Annotated in this window: 23 protein-coding genes, 1 tRNA gene and 1 other RNA gene; 13 read left to right on the top strand and 12 right to left on the bottom strand. The window is 67.4% G+C overall.

The genetic code is table 11. The features are described 5' to 3' along the window. Positions 1 to 28: 28 nt before the first annotated feature. An RNA gene (rnpB, locus tag AC1DB8_RS04995) (RNase P RNA component class A) lies at positions 29 to 422 on the bottom strand. Positions 423 to 533: 111 nt separating this feature from the next. Here rnpB and AC1DB8_RS04990 point away from each other — a divergent pair. From AC1DB8_RS04990 to AC1DB8_RS04980, 3 genes are read left to right on the top strand one after another with little or no spacing between them, the layout of a single operon-like run. Continuing rightward, complete coding sequence (locus AC1DB8_RS04990; protein ID WP_476892365.1) at positions 534 to 1,409, top strand: slipin family protein; 876 nt, start codon at positions 534 to 536, stop codon at positions 1,407 to 1,409. Positions 1,410 to 1,413: 4 nt separating this feature from the next. After that, on the top strand, positions 1,414 to 1,611 hold the full coding sequence (locus AC1DB8_RS04985; RefSeq protein ID WP_476892364.1) for a hypothetical protein: 198 nt from the start codon (positions 1,414 to 1,416) through the stop codon (positions 1,609 to 1,611). Between the two features lie 55 nt (positions 1,612 to 1,666). After that, positions 1,667 to 2,431 (top strand): YaaA family protein, encoded by a 765-nt coding sequence (locus AC1DB8_RS04980; protein WP_476892363.1) that lies wholly within the window; start codon positions 1,667 to 1,669, stop codon positions 2,429 to 2,431. Positions 2,432 to 2,490: 59 nt separating this feature from the next. Here the strand turns inward: AC1DB8_RS04980 and AC1DB8_RS04975 are convergent, their stop codons facing one another. Both AC1DB8_RS04975 and AC1DB8_RS04970 read right to left on the bottom strand, forming a co-directional pair. Next, complete coding sequence (locus tag AC1DB8_RS04975; protein WP_476892362.1) at positions 2,491 to 3,228, bottom strand: zinc ribbon domain-containing protein; 738 nt, start codon at positions 3,226 to 3,228, stop codon at positions 2,491 to 2,493. Between the two features lie 62 nt (positions 3,229 to 3,290). Continuing rightward, positions 3,291 to 4,190, bottom strand: a complete 900-nt coding sequence (locus AC1DB8_RS04970; RefSeq protein WP_476892361.1) for a Nif3-like dinuclear metal center hexameric protein — start codon at positions 4,188 to 4,190, stop codon at positions 3,291 to 3,293. A 111-nt stretch (positions 4,191 to 4,301) separates the two neighbouring features. Here AC1DB8_RS04970 and msrA point away from each other — a divergent pair, with 111 nt between their 5' ends. The 3 genes from msrA (at position 4,302) to epsC (ending at position 6,450) form a co-directional block, all read left to right on the top strand. Further along, on the top strand, positions 4,302 to 4,826 hold the full coding sequence (gene msrA, locus AC1DB8_RS04965) for a peptide-methionine (S)-S-oxide reductase MsrA (RefSeq protein WP_441417529.1): 525 nt from the start codon (positions 4,302 to 4,304) through the stop codon (positions 4,824 to 4,826). 66 nt (positions 4,827 to 4,892) lie between these two features. Next, positions 4,893 to 5,828 carry a cysteine synthase A gene (cysK, locus tag AC1DB8_RS04960; protein WP_441417528.1) on the top strand — a complete coding sequence of 312 codons (936 nt, stop codon included), beginning with the start codon at positions 4,893 to 4,895 and terminating at the stop codon, positions 5,826 to 5,828. Between the two features lie 37 nt (positions 5,829 to 5,865). Continuing rightward, entirely contained in the window at positions 5,866 to 6,450 is a 585-nt protein-coding gene (gene epsC / locus AC1DB8_RS04955) for a serine O-acetyltransferase EpsC (RefSeq protein WP_138769044.1), read from the top strand. Between the two features lie 74 nt (positions 6,451 to 6,524). Here the strand turns inward: epsC and gndA are convergent, their stop codons facing one another. Then, positions 6,525 to 7,961, bottom strand: a complete 1,437-nt coding sequence (gene gndA, locus AC1DB8_RS04950) for an NADP-dependent phosphogluconate dehydrogenase (protein WP_476892360.1) — start codon at positions 7,959 to 7,961, stop codon at positions 6,525 to 6,527. A gap of 226 nt (positions 7,962 to 8,187) precedes the next feature. Between gndA and AC1DB8_RS04945 the strand changes: the two genes are divergently transcribed. Next, the gene (locus AC1DB8_RS04945; RefSeq protein ID WP_476892359.1) at positions 8,188 to 8,916 is read left to right on the top strand and encodes a FadR/GntR family transcriptional regulator; all 729 of its coding nucleotides are present in this window, start codon (positions 8,188 to 8,190) and stop codon (positions 8,914 to 8,916) included. A gap of 265 nt (positions 8,917 to 9,181) precedes the next feature. Here the strand turns inward: AC1DB8_RS04945 and AC1DB8_RS04940 are convergent, their stop codons facing one another. The 5 genes from AC1DB8_RS04940 to AC1DB8_RS04920 all read right to left on the bottom strand — a co-directional run bounded on the left by AC1DB8_RS04940 (position 9,182) and on the right by AC1DB8_RS04920 (position 12,000). After that, entirely contained in the window at positions 9,182 to 9,472 is a 291-nt protein-coding gene (locus AC1DB8_RS04940) for a hypothetical protein (protein ID WP_441417525.1), read from the bottom strand. Between the two features lie 503 nt (positions 9,473 to 9,975). Further along, positions 9,976 to 10,051, bottom strand: a tRNA-Val gene (locus AC1DB8_RS04935). A 97-nt stretch (positions 10,052 to 10,148) separates the two neighbouring features. Next, positions 10,149 to 11,069, bottom strand: a complete 921-nt coding sequence (locus tag AC1DB8_RS04930) for an NAD-dependent protein deacetylase (protein WP_441417524.1) — start codon at positions 11,067 to 11,069, stop codon at positions 10,149 to 10,151. Positions 11,070 to 11,083: 14 nt separating this feature from the next. Then, positions 11,084 to 11,584, bottom strand: coding sequence for a peroxiredoxin (locus tag AC1DB8_RS04925; protein ID WP_476892358.1), 501 nt, complete (start codon positions 11,582 to 11,584; stop codon positions 11,084 to 11,086). Next, positions 11,581 to 12,000 (bottom strand): DUF3052 domain-containing protein, encoded by a 420-nt coding sequence (locus AC1DB8_RS04920; RefSeq protein ID WP_175320867.1) that lies wholly within the window; start codon positions 11,998 to 12,000, stop codon positions 11,581 to 11,583. Before AC1DB8_RS04920 ends, AC1DB8_RS04925 begins: the two co-directional genes overlap by 4 nt. A gap of 420 nt (positions 12,001 to 12,420) precedes the next feature. Between AC1DB8_RS04920 and aceE the strand changes: the two genes are divergently transcribed. The 6 genes from aceE to fabF all read left to right on the top strand — a co-directional run bounded on the left by aceE (position 12,421) and on the right by fabF (position 20,508). Then, positions 12,421 to 15,201, top strand: coding sequence for a pyruvate dehydrogenase (acetyl-transferring), homodimeric type (gene aceE / locus AC1DB8_RS04915; protein WP_476892357.1), 2,781 nt, complete (start codon positions 12,421 to 12,423; stop codon positions 15,199 to 15,201). 141 nt (positions 15,202 to 15,342) lie between these two features. After that, positions 15,343 to 16,587: a PucR family transcriptional regulator gene (locus AC1DB8_RS04910; RefSeq protein ID WP_441417521.1), complete on the top strand. Its 1,245-nt coding sequence runs from the start codon at positions 15,343 to 15,345 to the stop codon at positions 16,585 to 16,587. Positions 16,588 to 16,675: 88 nt separating this feature from the next. Next, positions 16,676 to 17,605 (top strand): ACP S-malonyltransferase, encoded by a 930-nt coding sequence (locus AC1DB8_RS04905; protein WP_476892356.1) that lies wholly within the window; start codon positions 16,676 to 16,678, stop codon positions 17,603 to 17,605. Next, the gene (locus AC1DB8_RS04900; RefSeq protein ID WP_476892355.1) at positions 17,602 to 18,663 is read left to right on the top strand and encodes a beta-ketoacyl-ACP synthase III; all 1,062 of its coding nucleotides are present in this window, start codon (positions 17,602 to 17,604) and stop codon (positions 18,661 to 18,663) included. The genes AC1DB8_RS04905 and AC1DB8_RS04900 overlap by 4 nt, the downstream gene beginning before the upstream one ends. Positions 18,664 to 18,808: 145 nt before the next feature. Beyond that, complete coding sequence (locus AC1DB8_RS04895) at positions 18,809 to 19,054, top strand: acyl carrier protein (RefSeq protein WP_091256299.1); 246 nt, start codon at positions 18,809 to 18,811, stop codon at positions 19,052 to 19,054. A gap of 218 nt (positions 19,055 to 19,272) precedes the next feature. Then, on the top strand, positions 19,273 to 20,508 hold the full coding sequence (fabF, locus tag AC1DB8_RS04890; protein ID WP_476892354.1) for a beta-ketoacyl-ACP synthase II: 1,236 nt from the start codon (positions 19,273 to 19,275) through the stop codon (positions 20,506 to 20,508). Positions 20,509 to 20,655: 147 nt separating this feature from the next. Here fabF and AC1DB8_RS04885 read toward each other — a convergent pair whose 3' ends face one another. The 3 genes from AC1DB8_RS04885 to dprA all read right to left on the bottom strand — a co-directional run bounded on the left by AC1DB8_RS04885 (position 20,656) and on the right by dprA (position 23,808). Next, positions 20,656 to 21,159 carry a DUF3145 domain-containing protein gene (locus AC1DB8_RS04885; RefSeq protein WP_136322385.1) on the bottom strand — a complete coding sequence of 168 codons (504 nt, stop codon included), beginning with the start codon at positions 21,157 to 21,159 and terminating at the stop codon, positions 20,656 to 20,658. A gap of 376 nt (positions 21,160 to 21,535) precedes the next feature. Continuing rightward, the gene (locus AC1DB8_RS04880) at positions 21,536 to 22,462 is read right to left on the bottom strand and encodes a tyrosine recombinase XerC (protein WP_441417518.1); all 927 of its coding nucleotides are present in this window, start codon (positions 22,460 to 22,462) and stop codon (positions 21,536 to 21,538) included. A 158-nt stretch (positions 22,463 to 22,620) separates the two neighbouring features. After that, entirely contained in the window at positions 22,621 to 23,808 is a 1,188-nt protein-coding gene (dprA, locus tag AC1DB8_RS04875) for a DNA-processing protein DprA (RefSeq protein WP_476892353.1), read from the bottom strand. Positions 23,809 to 23,836 lie beyond the last annotated feature (28 nt).

Raw genomic sequence — 23,836 nt, 5'->3', positions numbered from 1 at the left:
CACACGGTGCCGGTCCTTTTCGTTTGGTTGGATGGGTTGACCGATACGCCGGGTTCTGTGTTCCCGCGCTGTTGCCGGCGCGGGAGTAGCGGCCATCCATCTACGGACGCCGTTGCCGACGCCCTCCAGCGGCCTACCCGGACACTCGGGCGGGCAGCCCTCAAACGTGTCCTGTCTGGCCTTGCTCCGGGTGGGGTTTACCTAGCCTTCCCGGTCACCCGGGAAGCTGGTGGTCTCTTACACCACCGTTTCACCCTTACCTGCTCCCCCGACCGTGCGGACACGGCCCTGGGGCAGGCGGTCTATTCTCTGTGGCACTGGCCTGCGGGTTACCCCGAGTGGGCGTTACCCACCACCCTGCCCTGCGGAGCCCGGACGTTCCTCGAGCCACTTGCGTGACGCGCGGCCGCCTGGTCAACCCATCCGGTTCTCATTCTACGGGCTGCCCCCGCAGGCTCACCGCACCGGCGCCTTTTGGGCCTGCCGGTGGGAGAATGAAAGCAGCAACCCCGCCAGGCAAGGAAGCGATTCGGATGGATTTCACCGCCGTCGTCATTTGGCTGATCATCGCCGCGCTCGTGCTCATCCTGGCCCGGGCCTCGATCCGGATTGTGCGCCAGTATGAGCAGGGCGTGCTGTTCCGGCTGGGCCGGGTGATCGGAGTCCGGATGCCCGGGCTGCGCTTTATCATCCCGGTGATCGACCGGCTGCAGCTGGTCAGCCTGCGGATCGTGACCATGCCGATCCAGTCGCAGGGCATCATCACCCAGGACAACGTCAGCGTGGATATCTCCGCGGTGGCCTACTACCGGGTGATCGACGCCGTGAAGTCGGTGGTGGCGATCGAAAATGTGGCTGCCGCGATCAACCAGATCGCCCAGACGACGCTCCGCAAGGTGGTCGGCCGGCACAGCCTGGACCAGACCCTGTCCGAAACGGAACACATCAACAGCGACATCCGCGAAATCCTGGACGCACTCACCCTGGAGTGGGGCGTCGAAGTCACGCTCGTGGAGCTGAAGGACATCCAGCTTCCCGAAAGCATGAAGCGCGCCATGGCCCGGCAGGCGGAGGCCGAGCGGGAGAAGCGGGCCAAGATCATTGCCGCCGAGGGCGAGTCGATCGCGGCGGCGGCGCTCGGTGAGGCTTCTGACATGATGATGGCGCATCCGCTGGCCCTGCAGCTGCGGAACCTGCAGTCCCTCGTCGAGATTGCGGTGGACAAGAACTCCACCGTGGTCTTCCCGGCGCCGCTGATGAGCACCATCGGCGAGCTGTCCGCGTTCCTGGCCCGGGAGACCAAGGCCGCCCAGGCAGCGGTAGCGGCGCCGGCCCAGGCCGCCGGCCCCACCCCCGTGGCGGCCACGGCGCCTCCCCCTGTCCCGGCGGCGCCAACGAAGGTAGCCTGACCTCATGGAACTGTTGCTCCTTGCCGTCGGCGCCGGACTGCTGGTCGTCGCGACCGTCGTGCGTGACATCCTGACCCGCCGGAAGCACGCGCGGCTGGGCAGCGACCCGGAATCCGAGCGGGCACGGCGGGACATCCAGCGGGCCAAGACAGTCGGCCAGTCGAATTTCGTGGGCCTCGACAACACCGGACACCGGCGCTAGCCCGACGCCGGGCCGCGCGCGGCTGCAGCCGCCTGGCCGCCGGTAGGATCGTACGGTGCTAATTCTGCTGCCGCCCTCCGAAGGCAAGACCCCCGCGACCGGCGGTGACGCCGTCGACGCGGCTTCGCTCAGCTTCCCCGGCCTCAACGCCTACCGCGCAAAGGTGCTCGAGGCGCTCGGCACCGTCAGCGCGCACGAGGACGCCCTGGCGCTGCTGGGCGTCGGCGCCTCGCTGAAGGCCGACGTCGAACGCAACACCCGCTTGCACGCCGAGCCTGCCGCGCCCGCCCACCAGGTGTATTCCGGCGTCCTCTACGACGCCCTGGACTACCGCTCGCTGACTCCGGCGCAGCGGAAGAAGGCGGACGCAAACGTGCTGGTGATCTCCGCGCTCTGGGGCGCGATCCGGTTTGCGGACCGGGTGCCGGCGTACCGGCTATCGATGGGCACGTCCCTGCCCGACGTCGGACGGCTGGCCTCGTTCTGGAAGCCGCAGCTGACTGAGGCCCTGGCCGCCGCAACGGACGGCGAGCTGCTGGTCGACTGCCGCTCCAGCACCTACGCCGCGGCCTGGGCTCCCCCGCCCGAGCGGACCGTGGCGGTGAACGTCTTCACGGAGGTCAACGGCGTCCGAAAGGTGGTAAGCCACTTCGCCAAGCACACCCGCGGGGAGCTTGCCCGGCACCTGCTGGCCCGCCGCGGCAAGACCCCGCAGACCCCGGCGCAGCTGCACAAGGCCGCCGCCGAGAAATGGTCCGCGGAGCTGGTCCAGGGCACGGCCCGGAAGCCGCACACCCTCAACCTCATCCTGCCCAACTAGCTGGCAGTTGTTGTCGTTTAGACGCCTCTAAACGACAACAACTGCGAGTCACTTGGGGACTAGGCCCACTCGGCGGAGCGGACCAGGATGCACCCGGAATCCGGGCAGAAGACGATGTCGTCCTCGGCGGCGGCCTTGATCTCGGCGAGGTCACCGGGGCTCAGCTGCATGCCGGATCCTTCGGAGGTGCCGTGGAAGAGCCGGGCCGCGCCGACGCCGCGCTTGGCGAGCGTCTTCTCGTAGACGGCGAGCATTCCCGCGTCCAGTCCCTCGGCGAACTCGGCGCGCTGGCCGCGCACCACGGTCATCTCCGCGGCCACTTCGGCGAGCTGTTCGTCCAGTTCGGCGCGGATGGTGCCAAAAGAACCCTGGATATCGTCAACGATCTGCTGCTGGTTGGCCTGGCGCAGGCGCAGCGAATCCAGCCGCTCCAGGACCTCGAGTTCAACGTCCTCAAGATCCGAGCGGCGCTTGTTCAGGGACGCGATGTCGCGCTGCAGGGCCACGAGGTCCTTGGACAGCCCGGTGCCGCTGTTGAGCCTGGCCTCGTCGCGTTCGATCCGGGAGGCGACCTGCTCGACGTCGGCCTCGGCGCGCTTGAGTTCCAGTTCGGCGTCGTGCACCGCCACCTTCGCGGCCCCGAGTTCTCCGTTGGCCACACTGAGGGCAGCCTCCAGGTCGGTGATCCGGGAGTCGCTTTCAAGGCTGCGGCGGCGGTTGGACAGGGACTTGAGCCTGGCATCGAGTCCCTGCAATTCGAGCAACTTCAACTGTTCCGCCGGTGCTGCCTTGGCCACTATTTCCTCCGCTTGTTCACTTACCGGCCGGAGCCGGGCACCGTACCGGCGCTCCCTAGACTCTAGTCGCCGCCCGGAGTCAGAATGAAGTCCCAGGGGTCGCTGTTGGTGCTGCTGACCCGGATCTCAATGTCGTGGCCCTGGTCGGTCAGCACATTCCCCAAGGCCTCGGCGGCCGCCGGCAGCCACAGCCACTCGCTCGCAAAGTGCGAGACGTCGATCAGGTACGGCCGGTCATTGACGGCAGCCTCGCGGGCCTCCGACGCCGGATGGTGGCGCAGGTCCGCGGTCAGGTAGACGTCGGCGTTGCTCGCGCGGACCTCGTTGAACAGCGAGTCGCCCGCGCCGCCGCACAGGGCCACACGTCGCACCAGGCCGTCCCGGTCGCCGGAAACACGGACGCCGCCGGCCACGGAGGGAAGGATGCCGAAGACCCGCGCGGCGAAGTCCCCCAGCGTCTGCACGTCGGCGAGGTCCCCGACCCGGCCGATCCCTTCCTCCGGAAGGCCGTTCGCGGCCGGCGTCAGCGGCACCACGTCCTGCAGGCCCAGCGCGTCGGCCAGCACGTCGGAGACGCCCCCGACGGCGGAATCACCGTTGGTGTGCACTGTCAGCAGTGCGGTCCCTGACTCGATCAGCCGGTGCACCGCCTTGCCCTTGGGGGTGTTGGCGGCAACGGAGGTGACGCCCTTGAGCAGCAGAGGATGGTGCGTAATGAGCAGTTCGGCGCCCCAGGCGACGGCTTCCTCGATGACTTCGAGGGTGGGGTCCACGGCGAAGAGAATCCTGCTCACCTCGGCGGACGGGTGCCCGGCCACCAGGCCTACCTCGTCCCACTCCTCCGCCAGCGATTCGGGCCAGAGCTCCTCGACGGCCAGCAGGATCATGCCCAGCGTGGCGGCCTCGCCGGGGCGGGTAGCTTCGTCGGGCTGCGCTGAAACGTCGGTGTTCTCAGGTTCCATAACCTCATTTTTACCCTATCCGCGGTGCCAGCCACCCCTGCCGGGAGTCCCGGATGCTGGCGGAATGCCGGGTTCGGGAATGATCCGGGCCCTTCGTCCATTGAACAGGACATGAGAACTTTCGTCCTCGGCGGGGGCTGCTTCTGGTGCCTCGACGCCGTCTATCAAAAGACCAAGGGTGTCAGCTCGGTCGTCTCCGGCTACACCGGAGGCCACGACCGCAACCCCGACTACTACAGCGTGTGCTCCGGCACCACCGGCCATGCCGAGGTGGTGGCGGTGACCTTCGACGAGGAGGTGATCCCGGCCGAGGTCATCCTGGACATGTTCTTCGCCCTGCACGATCCCACGACGCTGAACCGGCAGGGTTACGACGTCGGCACCCAGTACCGGTCCTCGATGTTCTACGAGACCACCGAGGAGAAGATCCTTTTCGAGGAAGCGATCGGCCGGAACCAGGAGCTGTGGTCGGACCCGATCGTCACCGAGGTGAGCCGCCTGCCGGTCTTCCACGTGGCGGAGGATTTCCACCAGGACTACTACGCGAAGTACCCCGAACAGGGCTACTGCCAGGTGATCATCAACCCGAAGCTGGCGAAGGCCAGGAAATATTACTCTGCATGGCTTAATGCTTAGCTAGGGCCTGAGCGCCCTCGTTACGCTGACCTTAGAATTCCTCCTCACAGATAGGCACACCTACCCATGGCACGGATCTATGACGATGTTACCCAGCTGGTCGGCGGCACCCCGCTGGTCCGCCTCAACCGGCTGAGCGAAGGCCTGGACGCCACGGTGGCGGTCAAGCTGGAGTTCTACAACCCGGCCAACAGCGTCAAGGACCGGATCGGCGTCGCCATCATCGACGCCGCGGAGAAGTCCGGTGCACTCAAGCCCGGCGGGACCATCGTCGAGGGAACCTCCGGCAACACGGGCATCGCCCTGGCCATGGTCGGCGCCGCCCGCGGCTACAAGGTCATCCTCACCATGCCCGAGACCATGTCCACGGAACGCCGCGTCATGCTCCGCGCCTACGGCGCAGAAATTGTGCTGACCCCCGGTTCCGAGGGCATGCGCGGAGCCGTGGAGAAGGCCCAGGAGATCGTCGCCAACACGGAGAACTCCATCTGGGCGCAGCAGTTCGCCAACGAGGCCAACCCCGAGGTGCACCGCCGCACCACCGCCGAGGAAATCTGGTCGGACACCGACGGCAAGGTGGACATCTTCGTCGCCGGCGTCGGCACCGGCGGAACCGTCACCGGTGTCGGCCAGGTACTCAAGGAGCGCAAGCCCGACGTGCAGATCATCGCCGTCGAGCCCAAGGACTCCCCCATCCTCAACGGCGGCGCCCCGGGCCCGCACAAGATCCAGGGCCTCGGCGCCAACTTCGTGCCGGAAATCCTGGACACCAACGTCTATGACGAGGTCATTGACGCCACCCTGGAGGACTCGGTCCGCGTGGCCCGCGAGCTGGGCGTCAAGGAAGGCATCCTCGGCGGCATCTCCTCCGGCGCGATCGTCTGGGCGGCCCTGGAGCTCGCGAAGCGCCCGGAGAACGCCGGTAAGCTGATTGTTGCCATTGTCTGCGACTTCGGGGAGCGCTACATCTCCACCGTGCTGTACGACGACATCCGCGGCTAAGCCCAGCCCTGTCCCAAGATTTCGTAGAAAGGTCTTTGTGAGCTTCTTCGCAAGACTGAAGGAAGACCTCGACGCCGCCCGGTCCCACGACCCGGCGGCGCGCGGTTCTTTCGAAAACTTCTTTGCCTACTCCGGCCTGCACGCGATCTGGGCGCACCGCCTGACGCACCGGCTCTGGCAGAACCCTTCGCTGCGCTTCCCTGCGCGGCTGATCTCCCAGCTGGCCCGCTTCCTGACCGGCATCGAGATCCACCCCGGCGCCACGATCGGCCGCCGCTTCTTCATCGACCATGGCATGGGGGTTGTGATCGGCGAAACCGCCGAGATCGGCGAGGATGTCATGATCTACCACGGTGTCACGCTCGGCGGCCGTTCGCTCGCAAAGATCAAGCGGCACCCCACCATCGAGGACCGCGTCGTCATCGGCGCCGGAGCCAAGGTTTTGGGCCCCATCACGATCGGCCGGGACAGCGCCATCGGCGCCAACGCCGTCGTAGTCAAGGACGCCCCGGCCGAATCGATCCTGACCGGAGTGCCCGCCACCTGGCGGCACCGCGACGCCCAGCGCGAAACCAAACCCGCCGTCGACCCGGCCGAGTACCTGATCGAGTACCGCATCTAAAGCACGCAGTCATAAAGACAGCGGCCGGCGGCCCCAAAACGGGGCCGCCGGCCGCTGTCGTTAACCGGTCTGGATTAGTGCGTGTCCACTGCCGAGATCTCGGACTTGTCCTCGCCCCAGAGGGTGTGGAAGGTGCCCTCGGTGTCGATGCGGCCGTAGGTGTGTGCACCGAAGAGGTCGCGCTGGCCCTGGATCACGGCGGCCGGGAGGCGCTTGCGCCGCAGGCCGTCGTAGTACGCCAGCGAGGAGGAGAACACCGGCACCGGGATGCCCAGCTGCACCGCGGTGGCCACCACGCGCCGCCAGGCCGGGAGGACCTCGGCGATCGCCTTGGTGAAGGCCGGCGCGAACAGCAGGTTCGCCGGCTTCTCGTCCGCGGCGTAGGCCTTGGTGATCTCCTTCAGCAGCTCTGCGCGGATGATGCAGCCGCCGCGCCACAGCGAGGCGATCTCGTCCAGCTTGAGGTCCCAACCGTATTCCTTGGCGGCGGAGGTGAGCATGTCCAGGCCCTGCGCGTAGGAGACCAGCTTGGAGGCGTACAGTGCCTGCCGGACGTCCTCGACGAAAGTCTCGGGGACCTCGACGGCGGCCTCGCCGCCGGCCAGCAGCTCCTGGGCCAGCTTGCGCTGCTCCGCCTGCGAGGACAGCGCGCGGGCGAAGACCGATTCGGCGATGCCGGAAGTCGGGGAACCCAGTTCAAGGGCGGAGATGACCGTCCAGCGGCCGGTGCCCTTCTGGCCGGCGGCATCCACCACGACGTCGACGAACGGCTTGCCGGTCTTGGCATCGACGTGGCCGAGGACTTCGGCGGAGATTTCGATCAGGAAGGAGGCGAGCTCGCCCTTGTTCCATTCGGCGAAAATCTTTGCCTGCTCGGCCGGCTCAATGCCCGCGCCGGAGCGCAGCAGGTCGAAGGCCTCGCCGATGACCTGCATGTCGGCGTATTCGATGCCGTTGTGCACCATCTTGACGAAGTGGCCGGCGCCGTCGGTGCCGATCCAGGCGCAGCACGGCTGGCCGTCGACGTGGGCTGCGATCTTTTCCAGCAGCGGGCCGAGCGCCTCGTAGGACTCCTTGGAGCCGCCGGGCATGATCGAGGGGCCGTTGAGCGCGCCTTCCTCGCCGCCGGAGACGCCGATGCCGACGAAGTGGAGGTCCTTCTTCGCGAGGGCGGCCTCGCGGCGGCGGGTGTCCTCGTAGTGCGAGTTGCCGGCATCGATGATGATGTCGCCGGCCTCCAGCAGCGGCTCGAGCTGTTCGATCACGGAGTCCACCGGCTTGCCGGCCTTGACCATGATCAGCACGCGGCGCGGCTTCTCCAGCGAGTCAACGAGTTCCTGCAGCGTTTCGGTGCGGACGAAGTCGCCGTCCTGGCCGTGCTTTTCGAGGAGCGCGTCGGTCTTCTCCACGGAACGGTTGTGCAGGGCAACGGTGAAGCCGTTACGGGCCAGGTTCCGGGCCAAGTTGGCCCCCATCACCGCAAGGCCGGTGACACCGATGTGTGCTGACATCAAAACTCCAATTCATTCTGTGCATCGAGTGCAGTTCGTCCCGCAGTTGCTGCGGAACACGCTTCTTGGGATCAGTGGCTGTCAATAAACCATATGTATTTCCGCTGACTGCAGGAAAGCAGCGCCCACGTGGCGGAATACGGCGCGTCACAAACAGTCTATGATTTTCGGCGGCCACTGCGCCTGTAGCCCCGGGATTGCGGCCTGCGCCACTATGCTTACGACTATGTCGACCAGCCTGCATCACCGCGCCATCGAGCATCTGGGAGCCCGCATCGTCGCCGGCGAGCTCCCCGCCGGCCATGTCATGCTGGCCGAGCACCTCGAGGATGAGCTGAAGGTCTCCCGCTCGGTGGTCCGCGAGGCGGTGCGCGTGCTGCAGTCCCTGGGGCTGGTCGAGACCATCAAACGTGTCGGCATCCGGGTGCTCCCCGCCAGCCGCTGGAATCCCTTCGATCCGCTCGTGATCCGCTGGCGCCTGGCCGGCGAGGGCCGCGGCGCCCAGCTGCGCTCCCTGGCCGAGCTGCGGACCGCGGTGGAGCCGGTGGCGGCCGAACTGGCGGCCGGCAACGCCCCGGATGAACTCCGCAGCCAGCTGGTGGAAATCTCCCACGCCATGCGGGAGGCCGGTGTGGCCGGCGACGTGCCTCGGTTCCTCGAGCTGGACATCCAGTTCCATTCCCTGCTGTTGACCGGTTCCGGCAACGAAATGTTCGCCAACATGGTGGGCCAGGTGGCCGAGACGCTGACCGGCCGCACCGTCCACGGTCTGATGCCGGACCATCCGCGGGCCTCCGCGCTGCAGTGGCACGTGGACGTGGCGGAGGCGATTGCGGCCGGCGACGGCGTGGCCGCCCGCGAGGCCTCCAACAAGATCATGCGCGAGACAATCGCGGACATGGAACCCAGCTGGAAGGACCAGCCCCGCGTCTTCGTCCCGGTCCAGCCCCGCTAGTCCGCCCGCACGGCAGCGGCACGGCTTCCGATAGACAGCCGCGGGGCCCGGATTAGTCCCGTCGATGGTCAAATTCAACCGCTAGGCGTTTCACATTTGGACGCATTCACGGTATATTTCTAACAAGCCTTCCACCGCGGCATCCCCCAATAGTCGCGGTGGAAGGCTTTTCCATTGCCCGCAGGCTTTTCCATTGCCCGGAGGCTTTTCCATTGCCCTCAGGCGTTTCCATTGCGCGGAAGCTTTTGCCGCGGGTGAGCGCTGGTCAGGCGGCGTCCGCCACCGCGTCCCGGAGCCGCCAGCCTCCGCCGAGGCCGTCCCGGATGATTTCCATCGTAGTTAGGGCCGATCCGCTGTTCCGGCCCAGCCTGGCCTGGACCTGCCACACCTCGACATCGACCCGGCTCAGTCCCTTCGGCATCCGGCGCTCGGCCTCCCACCAGCTCACGCGCTCAAACCACCGCACGGGTTCCGCGCCAACCACCCATTCGCGGCCACCGCGGACCACGGCCCGCGGATGTCCGTCAGGGCCGGTTTTTACGATCACATGTTCCATGCCGGCGACGGTACGGACAGGCACCGACATTTTGGTGCAGTCCAGACTTGGATGGCCGACAGCGCATGGGCAGCGGGGCCGCGCTCCACTACCAGGCGTTTGCGGATTCGAACTCCGTCTGGTGTTGCTCCTTGCAGTAAGGGACCCGGGAATCCGGAACAGGAATCCCGCATAGCCGGCATTTTGTAGCCCAAAACCTGGCAAAAAAAGAACGTAAACCTAACAAGTCGCCCCCCGAATAAGTAAGATAACAATATCACTTAGATTATTATCGGTTCGGAATCCCCCACTCCCTGCTGGGCCGGGGCGCCCCCTGCCGACCCTCGCGGCGAGCAGTGGCCGTCGGGGCCAGCGGCGTAGCGCCCGCGCGTTGCCAACCGATTTGTGAGCACACAGATAGTTCCGGCAACTTTTAGGCGCGGGCATAGTGCAGGACACAGCACATGGAGAGCAGAAAACCCCGCCGCGGAGGGCGTTTAGGCCTGCCGCGACGGGGTTTTCCTTGGTGGGTCCTACCGGGATCGAACCGATGACATCCACGGTGTAAACGTGGCGCTCTACCAGCTGAGCTAAAGACCCAAGGTGCTGTTTCCGCACTTCAGTGCGTCAACCAACGAACAATGACTCTACCCGAAACGGCGCCGGAAACGCCAATCGTCCGCCGGGCCGGAACGCCTCACAGTGAGGGGAGCTCCGCGGCGAGCCAGGTCAGCGATTCGCTGACGCCTGCCTCCAGCTTGATGGTGGCCAGGTCATCGCCGCGGGTCTGCCCACGATTGATGATCACCACCGCCTTGCCCTGCTTGGCGGCGTGCCGGACGAACCGCAGTCCGCTCATCACGGTCAGGGAGGAACCGGCCACCAGCAGGGCCGCGGCGTCGTCCACCATGGCGTAGGAGCGCTCAACCCGGTCCTTGGGCACGTTCTCGCCAAAGTAGACAAAGTCGGGTTTCAGTGTGCCGCCGCAGGCCGGGCAGTTGGCGACGACGAAACCCGCGATCAGCTCCGAATCTTCCACGGTGGCGTCGGCGTCGGGGGCCATTTCCACGACACCGGCGGCGAGTGCTTCCGTCAGGAAGTCAGGGTTGAGTTCCTCCAGCACGCCGGCCAGCAACGAGCGGCTGTAGCGGCGATGGCAGGCCAGGCAGACCACCCGGTCGAAGCGGCCATGCAGGTCCACCACGTTGACGCTCCCGGCGTCCTCGTGCAGCCGGTCCACGTTCTGGGTGATCAGGCCGGTGAGGAGCCCGCGGTGCTCGAGTCGGGCGGCGGCCGCATGGCCGTCGTTAGGATCGGCGCGGCGCAGATGGGACCAGCCGATGTGGTTCCGCGCCCAGTAGCGACGGCGGTTCTCGGGGTCGCCAATGAATTCCTGGTAGGTCATGGGCGCCCGCGGAGCCGCCCCGGGGCCCCGGTAATCCGGGATGCCCGAATCCGTGCTGAGCCCGGCGCCGGTGAGCAACGCGAAGCGCTCCCCCGCGAGGACGCCGTGGATTTCCCGCAGGACCTCGAGTTCGCTCCGCGCCGGTTCGGCGGCAACGACCGGCGGCAGGCTGGCAAAGCCAGTCATGCCGACGCCGGGTCGCCGCTGCCGCATCGCGCCTGTCCCCGTCAGTTCCCTGCGAGCCCCGCCAGGGCGGCGCGGTACTCGGTGAAATCCCGGGCCTGGCCGCGGGGGTTCACCACGACGTAGCGGACCGTTCCGTGGGCGTCGATGATGAAGGTGCCGCGCTTGGCCATGCCGCTGTCGGGGTCAAAGACGCCATAGCGCTCGGCCACGGCACCGTGCGGCCAGAAGTCCGCAAGGAGGTCGAAGGAGTAACCCTCCTTTTCCGCGTAGGCGCGCTGCGCGAACTTGCTGTCCACCGAAACCCCCAGCACGGCGGCGTCGGCGTCCTCGAAGAGCGCAAGGTTGTCCCGGATTTCGCAAAGTTCGCCCGTACAAATGCCGGAGAACGCGAACGGGAAGAACACGAGGACCACATTGCGTCCGCGCAGTTCCGACAGCCGGACCGGCTCACCGAACTGGTTGACCAGCTCAAAGTCGGGGGCGGGCTGGCCGACCGCCGGCACGGCGGTTGCCAGCGCCACTCCTGCGCCGGGTTGGGTCACTTGTTTTTCCGCGTGACCAGCCGGGTGGCGCTCCACTCCTTGGAGACGCCAGCGGACGTGGTGTAGTGCAGGCCTGCGGTGGGCGCGGCATCCTGGATGTCGGCCGGTGAGACGTAGCCCACCCGGCCGTTCTTCGGGGTGAGCACCCAGACCACGCCGCCCTCGGTCAGAGTGGTGCGCGAGCCGACCAGGGTGTCAACGAGGTCCCCGTCGTCGGACCGCCACCAGAGGATCACGGCGTCGACCACCTCATGGTCGTCCTCGTCGAAGAGTTCCGAGCCGGTGAGGTCCTCGATGTCGTCGCGCAAGTCGAAGTCGACGTCGTCGTCATAACCGAATTCTTGAATCAGATCTCCATTTTTGAAACCCAATTTTTCCGCCACATTTACCGAAGTGGCGGCGTCGGCCTCGCTCACGTGTTGCTCCTATGCTGTTTGTACTTCTTGGTGTACTGCTTGGTGGACCCAATGGTGCTAGTGATTTCCATTACTACAAGCCAACACCCTTTGGGCCTTTGCTTCAAGCTGCTAACGCCGCGATCCGCCATATTCTGCGTCACACCGGCCGTTCCGCGGGCCCCGGAGGGGGTCCACGTCACAGAACCAGTATGCCCGTGAAATACGGCGGTGGCCCCATAGGACAGCTACGCATCCGCGGACTGACACGGCTAGAGTGGCTGATGACGACTTTGCCTGCGCGGACAACCGACCGCTAATACAGGCAGGCATGGTTGTGATTGGACCTAGCCCGGCGTACAGGACCGGGCTGCTGTTACCGATATGTCGCACACGTCGCGTTCACGCCAGGCAGTTACCCTGCCGGAGCTGAGGGTGCCGATGAATGCGCTCAAAGAGAGGTTGGACGTGGCTGCAGGAGAAGATACCTCCCATATCCTCAGCGGGTTGACTAACCAGCTGCCTGATCGTGATCCGGAAGAGACCGCCGAATGGCTGGAGTCCCTGGACACCCTGATTCAGGAACAGGGCACCGAGCGTGCCCAATACATCATGCGGAGCCTGCTCCAGCGGGCCGGCGCGCAGAGCGTGGGCGTGCCGATGGTGACCACCACCGACTACGTCAACACCATCCCGGTGGACCAGGAAGCGCCGTTCCCCGGCGATGAAGAGATCGAACGCAAGTACCGCGCCTGGTTGCGCTGGAACGCCGCCGTCATGGTGCACCGCTCCCAGCGTCCCGAGATCGGCGTCGGTGGCCACATTTCCACCTACGCCGGTGCGGCGACCCTCTACGAGGTCGGCTTCAACCACTTCTTCCGCGGCAAGGACCACCCCGGCGGCGGCGACCAGGTCTTCTTCCAGGGCCACGCCTCCCCCGGCATGTACGCCCGCGCTTTCATGGAAGGCCGGCTGACCGAGGAGGACCTGGACGGCTTCCGCCAGGAGAAGTCCAAGGAGGGCCACGCCCTCTCCAGCTACCCGCACCCGCGCCTCATGCCGGAGTTCTGGGAGTTCCCCACCGTGTCCATGGGCATCGGCCCGATGAACGCCATCTACCAGGCGCAGTCGAACCGCTACCTGCACAACCGCGGCATCAAGGACACCTCGGACCAGCAGGTCTGGGCGTTCCTGGGCGACGGCGAAATGGACGAGCCGGAGTCCCGCGGCCTGCTGCAGCTCGCCGCGAACGACAAGCTGGACAACCTCAACTTCGTCATCAACTGCAACCTGCAGCGCCTCGACGGCCCGGTCCGCGGCAACGGCAAGATCATGCAGGAGCTCGAGGCGTTCTTCCGCGGCGCCGGCTGGAACGTCATCAAGGTCGTCTGGGGCCGCGAGTGGGACAACCTGCTCGCCAAGGACGAAGACGGCTCGCTCGTGAAGATCATGAATGAGACGGTCGACGGCGACTACCAGACGTACAAGGCCGAATCCGGCGGATTCGTCCGCGAGCACTTCTTCGGCAAGACCCCGCAGACCAAGGACATGGTCGCGGACATGACGGACCAGGAGATCTGGAACCTCAAGCGCGGCGGCCACGACTACAACAAGGTCTACGCCGCGTACAAGGCCGCCACCGAGTTCAAGGGCAAGCCGACGGTCATCCTGGCCCACACGGTCAAGGGCTACGGCCTGGGCACCCACTTCGAGGGCCGCAACGCGACCCACCAGATGAAGAAGCTCACGCTGGCGGACCTGAAGGCCTTCCGCGACCACCTGCGCATTCCGGTCACGGACGAGCAGCTCGAGGCCGACCCGTACCAGCCGCCGTACTACCACCCCGGCGCCGACGCCCCGGAGATCCAGTACCTGATGGAACGCCGCCGCGCCCTCGGCGGGTTCGTCCCCGAACGCCGCTCCAAGCACACCGACGTCACCCTGCCGGGCGACAAGGCGTACGAGGTCGCCAACCGCGGTTCCGGCAAGCAGCAGGCCGCCACCACCATGGCGTTCGTCCGGCTGCTCAAGGACCTGATGCGGGACAAGGACTTCGGCTCCCGGATCGTGCCGATCATCCCCGATGAGGCACGCACCTTCGGCATGGACGCGTTCTTCCCGACGGCGAAGATCTACAACCCGAACGGCCAGAACTACCTGTCCGTGGACCGCGACCTCGTCCTGGCCTACAAGGAATCCATTGCCGGCCAGATCGTGCACGCCGGCATCAACGAGGCCGGTTCGGTCGCCGCCTTCACCGCGGCGGGCACGTCCTACGCCACGCACGGCGAACCGCTGATCCCGATCTATGTTTTCTACTCGATGTTCGGTTTCCAGCGCACCGGCGACTCCTTCTGGGCCGCCGCCGACCAGATGACCCGCGGGTTCATCATCGGCGCGACCGCCGGACGGACCACGCTGACCGGCGAGGGCCTGCAGCACGCCGACGGCCACTCCCCGATCCTTGCCTCGACCAACCCGGCCGTCGTCACCTACGACCCGGCCTACGGTTACGAGATCGGCGTCATCATGCGTGATGGCCTGCACCGGATGTATGGTCCGGGCCCGGCGGACAACGACCCGGCCCGGAACCTGATGTACTACATCACGGTTTACAACGAGCCGATCGTCCAGCCGCCGGCACCCGCCGAACTCGACGTCGAGGGCATCATCAAGGGCATCTACCTGCTGGCACCGGCCAAGATCGACGGCCCGCGCACGCAGATCCTGGCCTCCGGTGTGTCCGTCCCCTGGGCCCTCGAAGCCCAGCGGCTCCTCGCCGAGGACTGGGGCGTCTCCGCCGATGTCTGGTCCGTGACCTCCTGGACCGAACTGCGCCGCGACGCCATGGCCGCCGAGGAAGACGCCTTCCTCAACCCGGGTCAGCCGGCCCGCGTCCCGTTCGTCACCGAACAGCTCGCCGGCGCCACCGGCCCGATCGTGGCGGTCTCGGACTACATGAAGGCCGTTCCGGACCAGATCCGCCAGTTCATCCCGAACGAGTTCGCCTCGCTCGGCGCTGACGGCTTCGGCTTCTCGGACACCCGCGCCGCCGCTCGCCGCTTCTTCAAGAACGACATCCACTCGATCGTGGTCCGTTCCCTGCAGATGCTGGCCCGCCGCGGCGAGGTCGACGCCCAGGCCCCGGCCCAGGCAATCGAGAAGTACCGCCTGCTCAACGTCAACGCCGGCACCACCGGCAACGCGGGCGGCGACTCTTAGTCTCCAAAGCGAACGCACGACGGCGGTTCCCACCTTCGGGTGGGGGCCGCCGTCGGGCGTTTAAGCCTGTGACGCAGCCCAAAGGGACTTGTAGCCTTTGCACAAATGGAGCTTGGACGGCGGGCACCGTATGCTCGATGCATGGCAGAGCCCACCACCACTCCCGCAAAACGCAAGCCGTCCGTGCGGGCGCTCACCCCGGAGAAGGCCGAGACGCTGAAGAAGCTCCGGGCCAGCGTGGGCCAGCTGTCCACCACGACCCTGCGGCAGCTGGAGAAATCACTGCCCTGGTACAGCCGGCTGAACTCCGATGAGCGCTCCGCCCTGGGCATGGTCGCGCAGAACGGCATTGCCGCTTTTGTCACCTGGTTCGAGCGGCCCAGCTCTCCGTCCTGGATCCTCTCCGATGTCTTTGGCACCGCCCCCACCGAGCTGACCCGCTCGATCAGCCTGCAGAAGGCGCTGCAGCTGATCCGGATCGTCGTGGAGGTGGTCGAGGAGCAGGTGCCGATCATCGCCCCGGAAGCCGACCAGGCCGGCCTGCGCGAGGCCGTGCTGCGCTACTCCCGCGAGGTGGCCTTCGCCGCGGCCGACGTCTACGCCCGCGCCGCCGAGACCCGCGGTTCCTGGGACACCCGGCTGGAGGCGCTGATTGTCGACGCGATCCTGCGCGGCGAAAACACCGACGCGCTGCGCTCCCGGATCGCCGCCTTGGGCTGGAAAGCCCAGGAACGCTTCACCGTGATGGTGGGGAATTCCCCGTCGGAACCCAGCGCCAGCTACGTCAGCGAACTCCGCCGCACGGCCGGGCGCTTCGCCGAGGACGCCCTCGTCGGGATCCAGGGCGACCGGCTGATCCTGATCCTGGGCGGCGTGCAGGACCGCGAAACGGCCTGCCAGAAACTCAGCGAGCTCTTCGCCCCGGGGCCGGTGGTCTACGGCGCCGAGGCCGGATCCCTGCTGGAGGCCAGCAGCTCCGCTCAGTCCGCCTTCGCCGGCCTGACCGCAGCCAAGGCGTGGCCCTCCGCGCCGCGTCCCGTGGCTGCCGATGACCTCCTGCCCGAGCGCGTGATCTCCGGTGACGACGCGGCCCGGCGTTCCCTGGTCAAGAACATTTACCGGCCGCTGGTCGCGGCGTCCAACGGCCTCGTGGAGACCCTCGGGACCTACCTCGAACTCGGCCACTCGCTTGAAGCGACCGCCCGCGAGCTTTTCGTCCACGCCAACACCGTGCGCTACCGGCTCAAGCGTGTCTGCGACGTCACGGGCTGGGATCCGTTGATCCCCCGGGAGGCTTTTGTGCTCCAGGCGGCGCTCGTGGTGGGCCGGCTCTCGGCCCCGCCCAGGCCCTCCGCGGAACGCCAGCCGTCGCGCAACAACTCCTGACCCGTTGTAGACTTCCTACAATCTGACCCAGTGAGCTTGGTGCATGAGAGTACCGATGAATCACGCGGCAATTTGGAAAGCTGGATACGTGCTTGCAATCGTTTGCCCTGGACAGGGCTCCCAGACCCCTGGTTTTCTAGCCCCCTGGCTGGAATTGCCTCCCGTCGCAGGCCATTTGGCCTCCCTTAGCGAAATAGCAGGTATCGACCTCACCGCCCACGGAACCACCTCCGATGAGGAGACCATCAAGGACACCGCCGTCGCGCAGCCCCTGATCGTCGCCGCCGGACTCGTGGCCGCCAAGTCGCTCTTCGACGTCGAACTGGGCACCCTCCCGGTCATCCTCGCCGGACACTCGGTCGGCGAAATCACCGCCTCCGCCCTGGCCGGTGTCCTGACCGAGACCGAAGCGATGACCTTTGTCCGCGAACGCGCCAACGGCATGGCCGCGGCCGCCGCGGCCACCCCCACCGGCATGAGCGCAGTCGTGGGCGGGGACCCCGCCGAAGTCCTGGCCGCGATCGAGGCCTGCGGCCTCACCCCGGCCAACGTCAACGGCGCCGGCCAGACCGTCGCGGCCGGCACCCTGGAGCAGCTGAAGGCCCTCGCCGACAATCCCCCGGCCAAGGCCCGAGTGATCCCGCTGAAAGTCGCCGGCGCGTTCCACACCTCGCACATGTCCCCCGCGGTCGCCGCGCTGAAGGCCCTCCGGCCCTCGCTGCACCCGCGGAACCCGCAGGTCCCGCTGCTGTCCAACTTCGACGGCGCGGAGGTCACCGACGGCGGTGCCGCCGTCGACAGCCTGATTGCCCAGGTCTCCCGCCCGGTCCGCTGGGATCTCTGCATGGAGACCCTCGTGAAGCGCGGCGTGACCGGAGTGATCGAACTGGCCCCGGCCGGGACGCTGGCCGGCCTGGCCAAGCGCGGCATGCCCGGCGTGAAGACCGTCACCGTCAAGACCCCGGATGACCTTTCCGCCGCCTTGGCCCTATTCGCAGAACTGGAGGGAGGGGAATGAGCGCTCCTACTCTGAAGCAGGCTCCCCTGCAGGAAAACACCCGGGTGATGGGCGTCGGCGCGTACCGGCCCAGCGTGATCGTCACCAACGAGGACGTTTGCCAGTGGATCGACTCCTCGGACGAGTGGATCCGGCAGCGCACCGGCATCATCACGCGCCACCGGGCCCCCGCCGACGTCAGCGTGATCGACATGGCCGAGGGCGCGTCCCGCGAGGCCCTGGAAAAGGCCGGCATTGAGGCCTCCGAGCTCGGCGCGGTAATCGTCTCCACCGTCACCCACCCGTATGCGACGCCCTCGGCCGCCGCAAGCCTGGCCGACCGTCTCGGCGCCACCCCGGCACCGGCGTTCGACATCTCCGCCGCCTGCGCCGGCTACTGCTACGGCATCGCCCAGGCCGACGCGCTGGTCCGCTCCGGCGCGGCCAAGTACGTGCTCGTGGTCGGTGCGGAGAAACTCTCCGACGTCATCGACAACACCGAGCGCACCATCTCCTTCCTGCTCGGCGACGGCGCCGGCGCCGTCGTCATCGGACCCTCAGACACCCCGGGCATCGGCCCCTCGGTATGGGGTTCGGACGGCAGCAAGTGGGACGCCATCGGCATGACCCACTCGATGCTGGACATCCGCGACTTCGCCGCCGCCGGCAAGCGTGACACCGCCCTCAGCGAGGGCGAGGCCGCCGTCACCGAGGCGGCCCTGTGGCCCACGCTGCGGCAGGACGGCCAGACGGTGTTCCGTTGGGCGGTCTGGGAAATGGCCAAGGTGGCCCAGCAGGCCCTCGACGCCGCCGGGATCAAGGCCGAGGACCTCGCGGCCTTCATCCCGCACCAGGCCAACATGCGGATCATCGATGAGATGGCCAAGAAGCTCAAGCTTCCGGAGACCGTCAAGGTCGCCCGGGATATCGCCGAAGCAGGCAACACCTCGGCAGCCTCCATCCCCCTCGCCACCCACCGCTTGCTTCAGGAAAACCCTGAATTGAGCGGCGGACTGGCACTGCAGATCGGGTTCGGAGCCGGACTTGTCTTCGGCGCCCAGGTGATTGTGCTTCCGTAGGCGGCCACCGCACTTCCCAAGCTGAACGCATTCCTCAACAGCACGGATTCCCAACCAAGCCGAACCCTCGGTTTGAATCATTTCGCCCGACGTTCCCGGCACAACCACCGGAAGCCGACGGCAACAACAAGAAAAGGAGCCATCAATGGCTAACAACGAAGAGATCCTGGCCGGCCTGGCCGAAATCGTCAACGAAGAGACCGGCCTGGCCCCCGAGGCTGTCGAGCTGGACAAGTCCTTCACCGAGGACCTGGACATCGACTCCATCTCCATGATGACCATCGTGGTCAACGCCGAGGAAAAGTTTGGCGTGCGCATCCCGGACGAAGAGGTCAAGAACCTCAAGACCGTCGGCGACGCTGTCAGCTTCATCGCCAACGCCCAGGCCTAATTCCGCCTGCGCCTTGGCTCCGGCCGGTAACCGGCCGGAGCTTGTGGCCGGCAACGGCCGGGCTTGTGGCCGGTCCGGGACGCTTCGACAGCGTCCCGGACCGGAACACCACAGTTCAATCCCTGATTTCTGCATGACCACCGAGTTTTCCCTACGCAGGCCCCGGCCGCCTTCACCAGGTTCCGGATACGGCAGGCGCACCGACAGAGAGTGATCCCATGGCACGCAAAGTAGTCATTACCGGTCTGGGTGCCACCACACCCATTGGCGGCGATGTCCCCACGATGTGGAAGAACGCGCTGAAGGGCGTCTCCGGCGCGCACACGCTTGAGGACGACTGGGTGGCCAAGTACGAGCTGCCCGTGCACTTCGCTGCTCGGGCCTCCAACCCCGCCACCGAGGTCCTGAGCCGCGTCGAGGCCAAGCGCATGGACCCGTCGACGCAGTTCGCCGTCGTCGCCTCCCGCGAGGCATGGGCCGACGCCGGCATCACCGACATCGATCATGACCGCCTGGCCGTCGCCTTCGCCACCGGCATCGGCGGCGTCTGGACCCTCCTGGACGCCTGGGACACCCTGCGCGAAAAGGGGCCCCGCCGTGTCCTCCCCATGACCGTCCCCATGCTGATGCCCAACGGCCCCGCCGCGGCCGTCAGCCTGGACCTCGGCGCCCGTGCCGGCGCCCACACCCCCGTCTCCGCCTGCGCGTCCGGCACCGAAGCCGTGCACATGGGCCTGGACCTGATCCGCTCCGGCAAGGCCGACGTCGTCGTCTGCGGCGGCGCCGAAGCCGCCATCCACCCGATGCCGATCGCCGCGTTCGCCTCGATGCAGGCGCTGTCCCGCCGCAACGACGATCCCGAGCATGCCTCGCGCCCCTACGACCGCGACCGCGACGGCTTCGTGATGGGCGAAGGCGCCGGCGCTCTGGTGCTCGAGGCCGAGGAGCACGCCCTCGCCCGCGGCGCCCGAATCTACGCCGAACTCGCCGGCACCTCGGTAACCGCCGACGCGTACCACATCACGGCCCCGGACCCGGAGGGCCTCGGCGCCACCCGCGCCCTGAAGGCAGCCATGTTCGACGGCCGCATCCAGGCCGAGGACGTGGTGCACGTCAATGCGCACGCCACCTCCACCCCGGTCGGCGATAAGCCCGAGTACACCGCCCTCAAGGCCGCCCTCGGCAGCCACGTGGATAACGTGGCCGTCTCCGCCACCAAGTCGCAGATGGGCCACCTGCTGGGTGCCTCCGGCGCGGTGGAGGCCGTACTGACCGTCATGGCCGTATACGACCGCAAGGCGCCCGTGACGATCAACCTCGAGAACCAGGATCCGGAGATCCCGCTCGACATCGTCACCTCCGAGCGCGCCTTGCCCGGCGGCAGCATCGTGGCACTGAGCAACTCGTTCGGCTTCGGCGGCCACAACGCCGTCATCGCCGTCCGCAGCGTCTAACCCGCCGGGGCCCGCTCAACTGGGCCTCCACGCCGAAATGACAGATGGCGGCAATGTTCCTGGTGAACATTGCCGCCATCTGTCATTTGGCGTTGCTATGGAGTGTGGTGCGGTACGTCCAGGGTCGTGGGAAGAGCCCCAGAGTGGCTAGCCGACCTGGTGAAGCCAGCGTACGGGGGCGCCTTCGGCGGCGTGCCGGAAGGGTTCGAGTTCCTCGTCCCAGGCCTCGCCGAGGGCCAGCGAGAGCTCATGGTAGACCGCGGAAGGGTCGCCGGCGCCGGATTCGTAGGCGTAGCGGATGCGGTCCTCGGAGACCATGATGTTGCCGTGCACGTCCGTGACGGCGTGGAAGATGCCGAGTTCCGGGGTGTGCGACCAGCGGCCGCCGTCGACGCCCTGGCTGGGCTCCTCGGTGACCTCGTAGCGCAGGTGAGCCCAGCCGCGGAGCGCAGACGCCAACTGAGCCCCCGTGCCCGGTGTTCCGGTCCACGACAGCTCGGCCCGGAACATTCCGGGCGCAGCGGGCTGGGCAGTCCACTCGAGGTCCGTGCGCTTGTCCACGACAGACCCAATGGCCCACTCAACGTGGGGGCACAGGGCGGTCGGGGCCGAGTGTACGAACAGGACACCGCGGGTTAGTGCAACAGACATTCCATCCTCCATAGCTATAGGTACGTCTTCCCCAACGACCTCTGCCTGGATGCCTGTCTGCTGCGTGGATCCGCGTGCGGGGCTCTTGGCCCCTGCCAGACTATTCAGTTTCTTCAAAACAACAATATGCAAAAAATATGTCCGGTTCTCAGGTGGTAAATCGATGCTTTAGCGGTTCAAGCACCACTTGAAAGTTGCCGGGCGTGAGTCTCATTGTGCCGTACCCCGCCTAATTACGCCAGTGCAATTCGGCGCGTCGCTCCCGGCGAGTCGTTCCGGCTTTGCTAATGGTCCACAGGTGCCCTTGACACGCCCCGGAGGGGCCCCCGGGAGCCCTGATGGCCCAGGTCGCGGCGCCGTGCCGGACGGCGGCCGGTCAAGCCCGCGGATGCGCCTGCTGGTAGCTTTTCCGGAGCCGGTCTACGGAGACGTGGGTGTAGATCTGGGTGGTTGCCAGGCTGCTGTGCCCCAGGATTTCCTGCACCGCGCGGAGGTCCGCCCCGCCGTCGAGCAGGTGGGTTGCCGCCGAGTGCCGCAGTGCGTGCGGACCCGTGGCCGAGGTGTCCCCCAGCCCGTCCAGCAGCCCCTTGACGACGCTACGGACCTGCCGCTGGTCCACCCGCTTTCCGCGCGCCCCGAGGAAGAGCGCGGGGCCGGAGCCGTCCGCCGCCAGGGCCGGGCGTCCACGGCGCAGCCAGTCGTCGACGGCGACCGCGGCCGGGAGGCCGTAGGGAACCGTCCGCTCCTTGTTGCCCTTGCCGAGCACCCGCAGGGTCCGGCGGTCCGGGTCGAGATCGTCGATGTCCAGGCCGGCCAGCTCGCCGACGCGGACGCCCGTGGCGTAGAGCAGCTCCAGCATGGCGCGGTTGCGCAGGGCCAGCGGCTCCCCTTCCGCGGCGGCCGACTCGGCTCCGGCCACCAGCCGCTGCACCTGCCCCTGCTGCAGCACGCCGGGCAGGGACTTCTCCCGTTTCGGGGCCTTCAGCCGCAGGGCGGGGTCGGCGGCGATGAGCTCCTCGCGGACGGCCCACGCGGTGAAGGCCCGCGCGGTGGCCGCGCGCCGGGCCAGCGTGGCTCGTGACATCCCGGCTTCGCTCTGGGTGCCAAGCCAGCGCCGCAGTGTGCCGAGTTCCAGGTGTGCCAGATCCTCCGCGCCCTCCGAGACCGCATGCGCCAACAGGCTTCCGACGTCGGAAAGGTAGGCGCGGACGGTGTGGGCGGAGCGGCCCCGCTCAGCCTCCAGATACCGGCCGAAGCCGTGGGCGGCCGCAGCGAGCGCTGGGGGAAGTTGCTGTGTTGACACCCTCCCACTCTCCCAGCAATTTGGCCGGCGCCAGCGCAGTCCGGCGGCGCGCCGCCAACGCCCGCGTGCTTGCTCCGCACCATGCTGGAAGTCGCGGCGCGGGGCGGCATGGCGTTTTGCCCCCGGGCGGTGATGCGCCACCGAGCTGGTGCATCGCGTCAGCCCGCCTTGGCGGAGCGTTTCCAGCCGCCACGGTGTGATTCGGCCAGGCCCAGCAGTCCGAGCCGCCCAAGACCAGCCCTGACCGATTCCGGGCTCAGCCCGGCGACCACGGAAAGCTTCTCAATAGTGCTGGTGATCCGCAGCGGAAGGGCGTCCAGGAGAATGAGGTCTTCGAGGGTCAGCCCGTCGTGGGCCTCCGCCCGGCCCGCCTTGGCCTCCGGCAGCGCCTCGCCGCTCGGCGAGGCCAGTTCCGCGATCTCGGCCGCGTCCGTGACGCACACTGCGCCGCCTTCGCGCAGCAACCGGTGGCAGCCGGCCGAGTTGGCACTGTGCACCGAGCCCGGCACCGCGCCGACCGCCCTGCCCAGGGTCTCGGCATGGTGGGCGGTGTTGAGCGCCCCGGATCTCCACCGGGCTTCGACCACCACCGTGACGGCGGCCAGCGCAGCGATGAGCCTGTTGCGTTGCAGGAAGCGGTACCGTGTGGGGGCAGAACCCGGTGGGACCTCGGCCAGCACGGCGCCCTGGTTGGCCACCGCACGGAGCAGATCCTCGTTGCCCGCGGGGTAGAACCGGTCCACTCCCCCGGCCATGACGGCGATAGTTGGCAGGCCCGCGGCGGCCCCGGCCAGGGCGGCCCGATGGGCGTGGGCGTCAATCCCGTAGGCTCCGCCGGAGATAATCGTGAAGCCCCGCTGGGCCAGCCCATAAGCGAGGTCGCCCGTTACTGCAGAGCCGTAGGCTGTGCTGTCGCGGGAGCCCACCAGCGCAATGGCTTTGTGGACTGGCGGCAACTCCTGTTCCACGCCCCGCCACCAGAGGCAGAGCGGCTCCTGCAGCCCCAGGTCCGCGAGCTGGCCGGGCCACAGGTTGTCCGCCGGGATAATCAGGCGGCCGCCGAGGCGCTGCATGGTCGCCAGGTCGCGCTCCGGCGCCAGGTCGGGTACCCGCGGTGCCCAGCGCTTCAGTGCCATGCCCAGGCCGGTCCAGCCGCCGCCGGCGCCGTTCTGCTCCAGCACCTGGGAAAGTTCCTGCTCCAGCCTCGGGCCGGCCGGCAGTTGCCCGGTGGCGATCCGCAGCGCATCCTCGGCGCCGGCAACCCGTACGAGCGCCAGGCCGGCGGCGTCCTGGGGTTCCAGAAGCCTGGACAGCGCCGCCCGGGCGGTCCTTTCGTTCTGTGTCATGGTGCTGCTCTCTCCTCTTCCGGTGCTG

It is taken from the genome of Arthrobacter sp. 10N410 (assembly GCF_056394945.1).
Note: the sequence above shows the minus strand (reverse complement) of the source record. Positions and strands in the feature narration are given on the sequence as shown.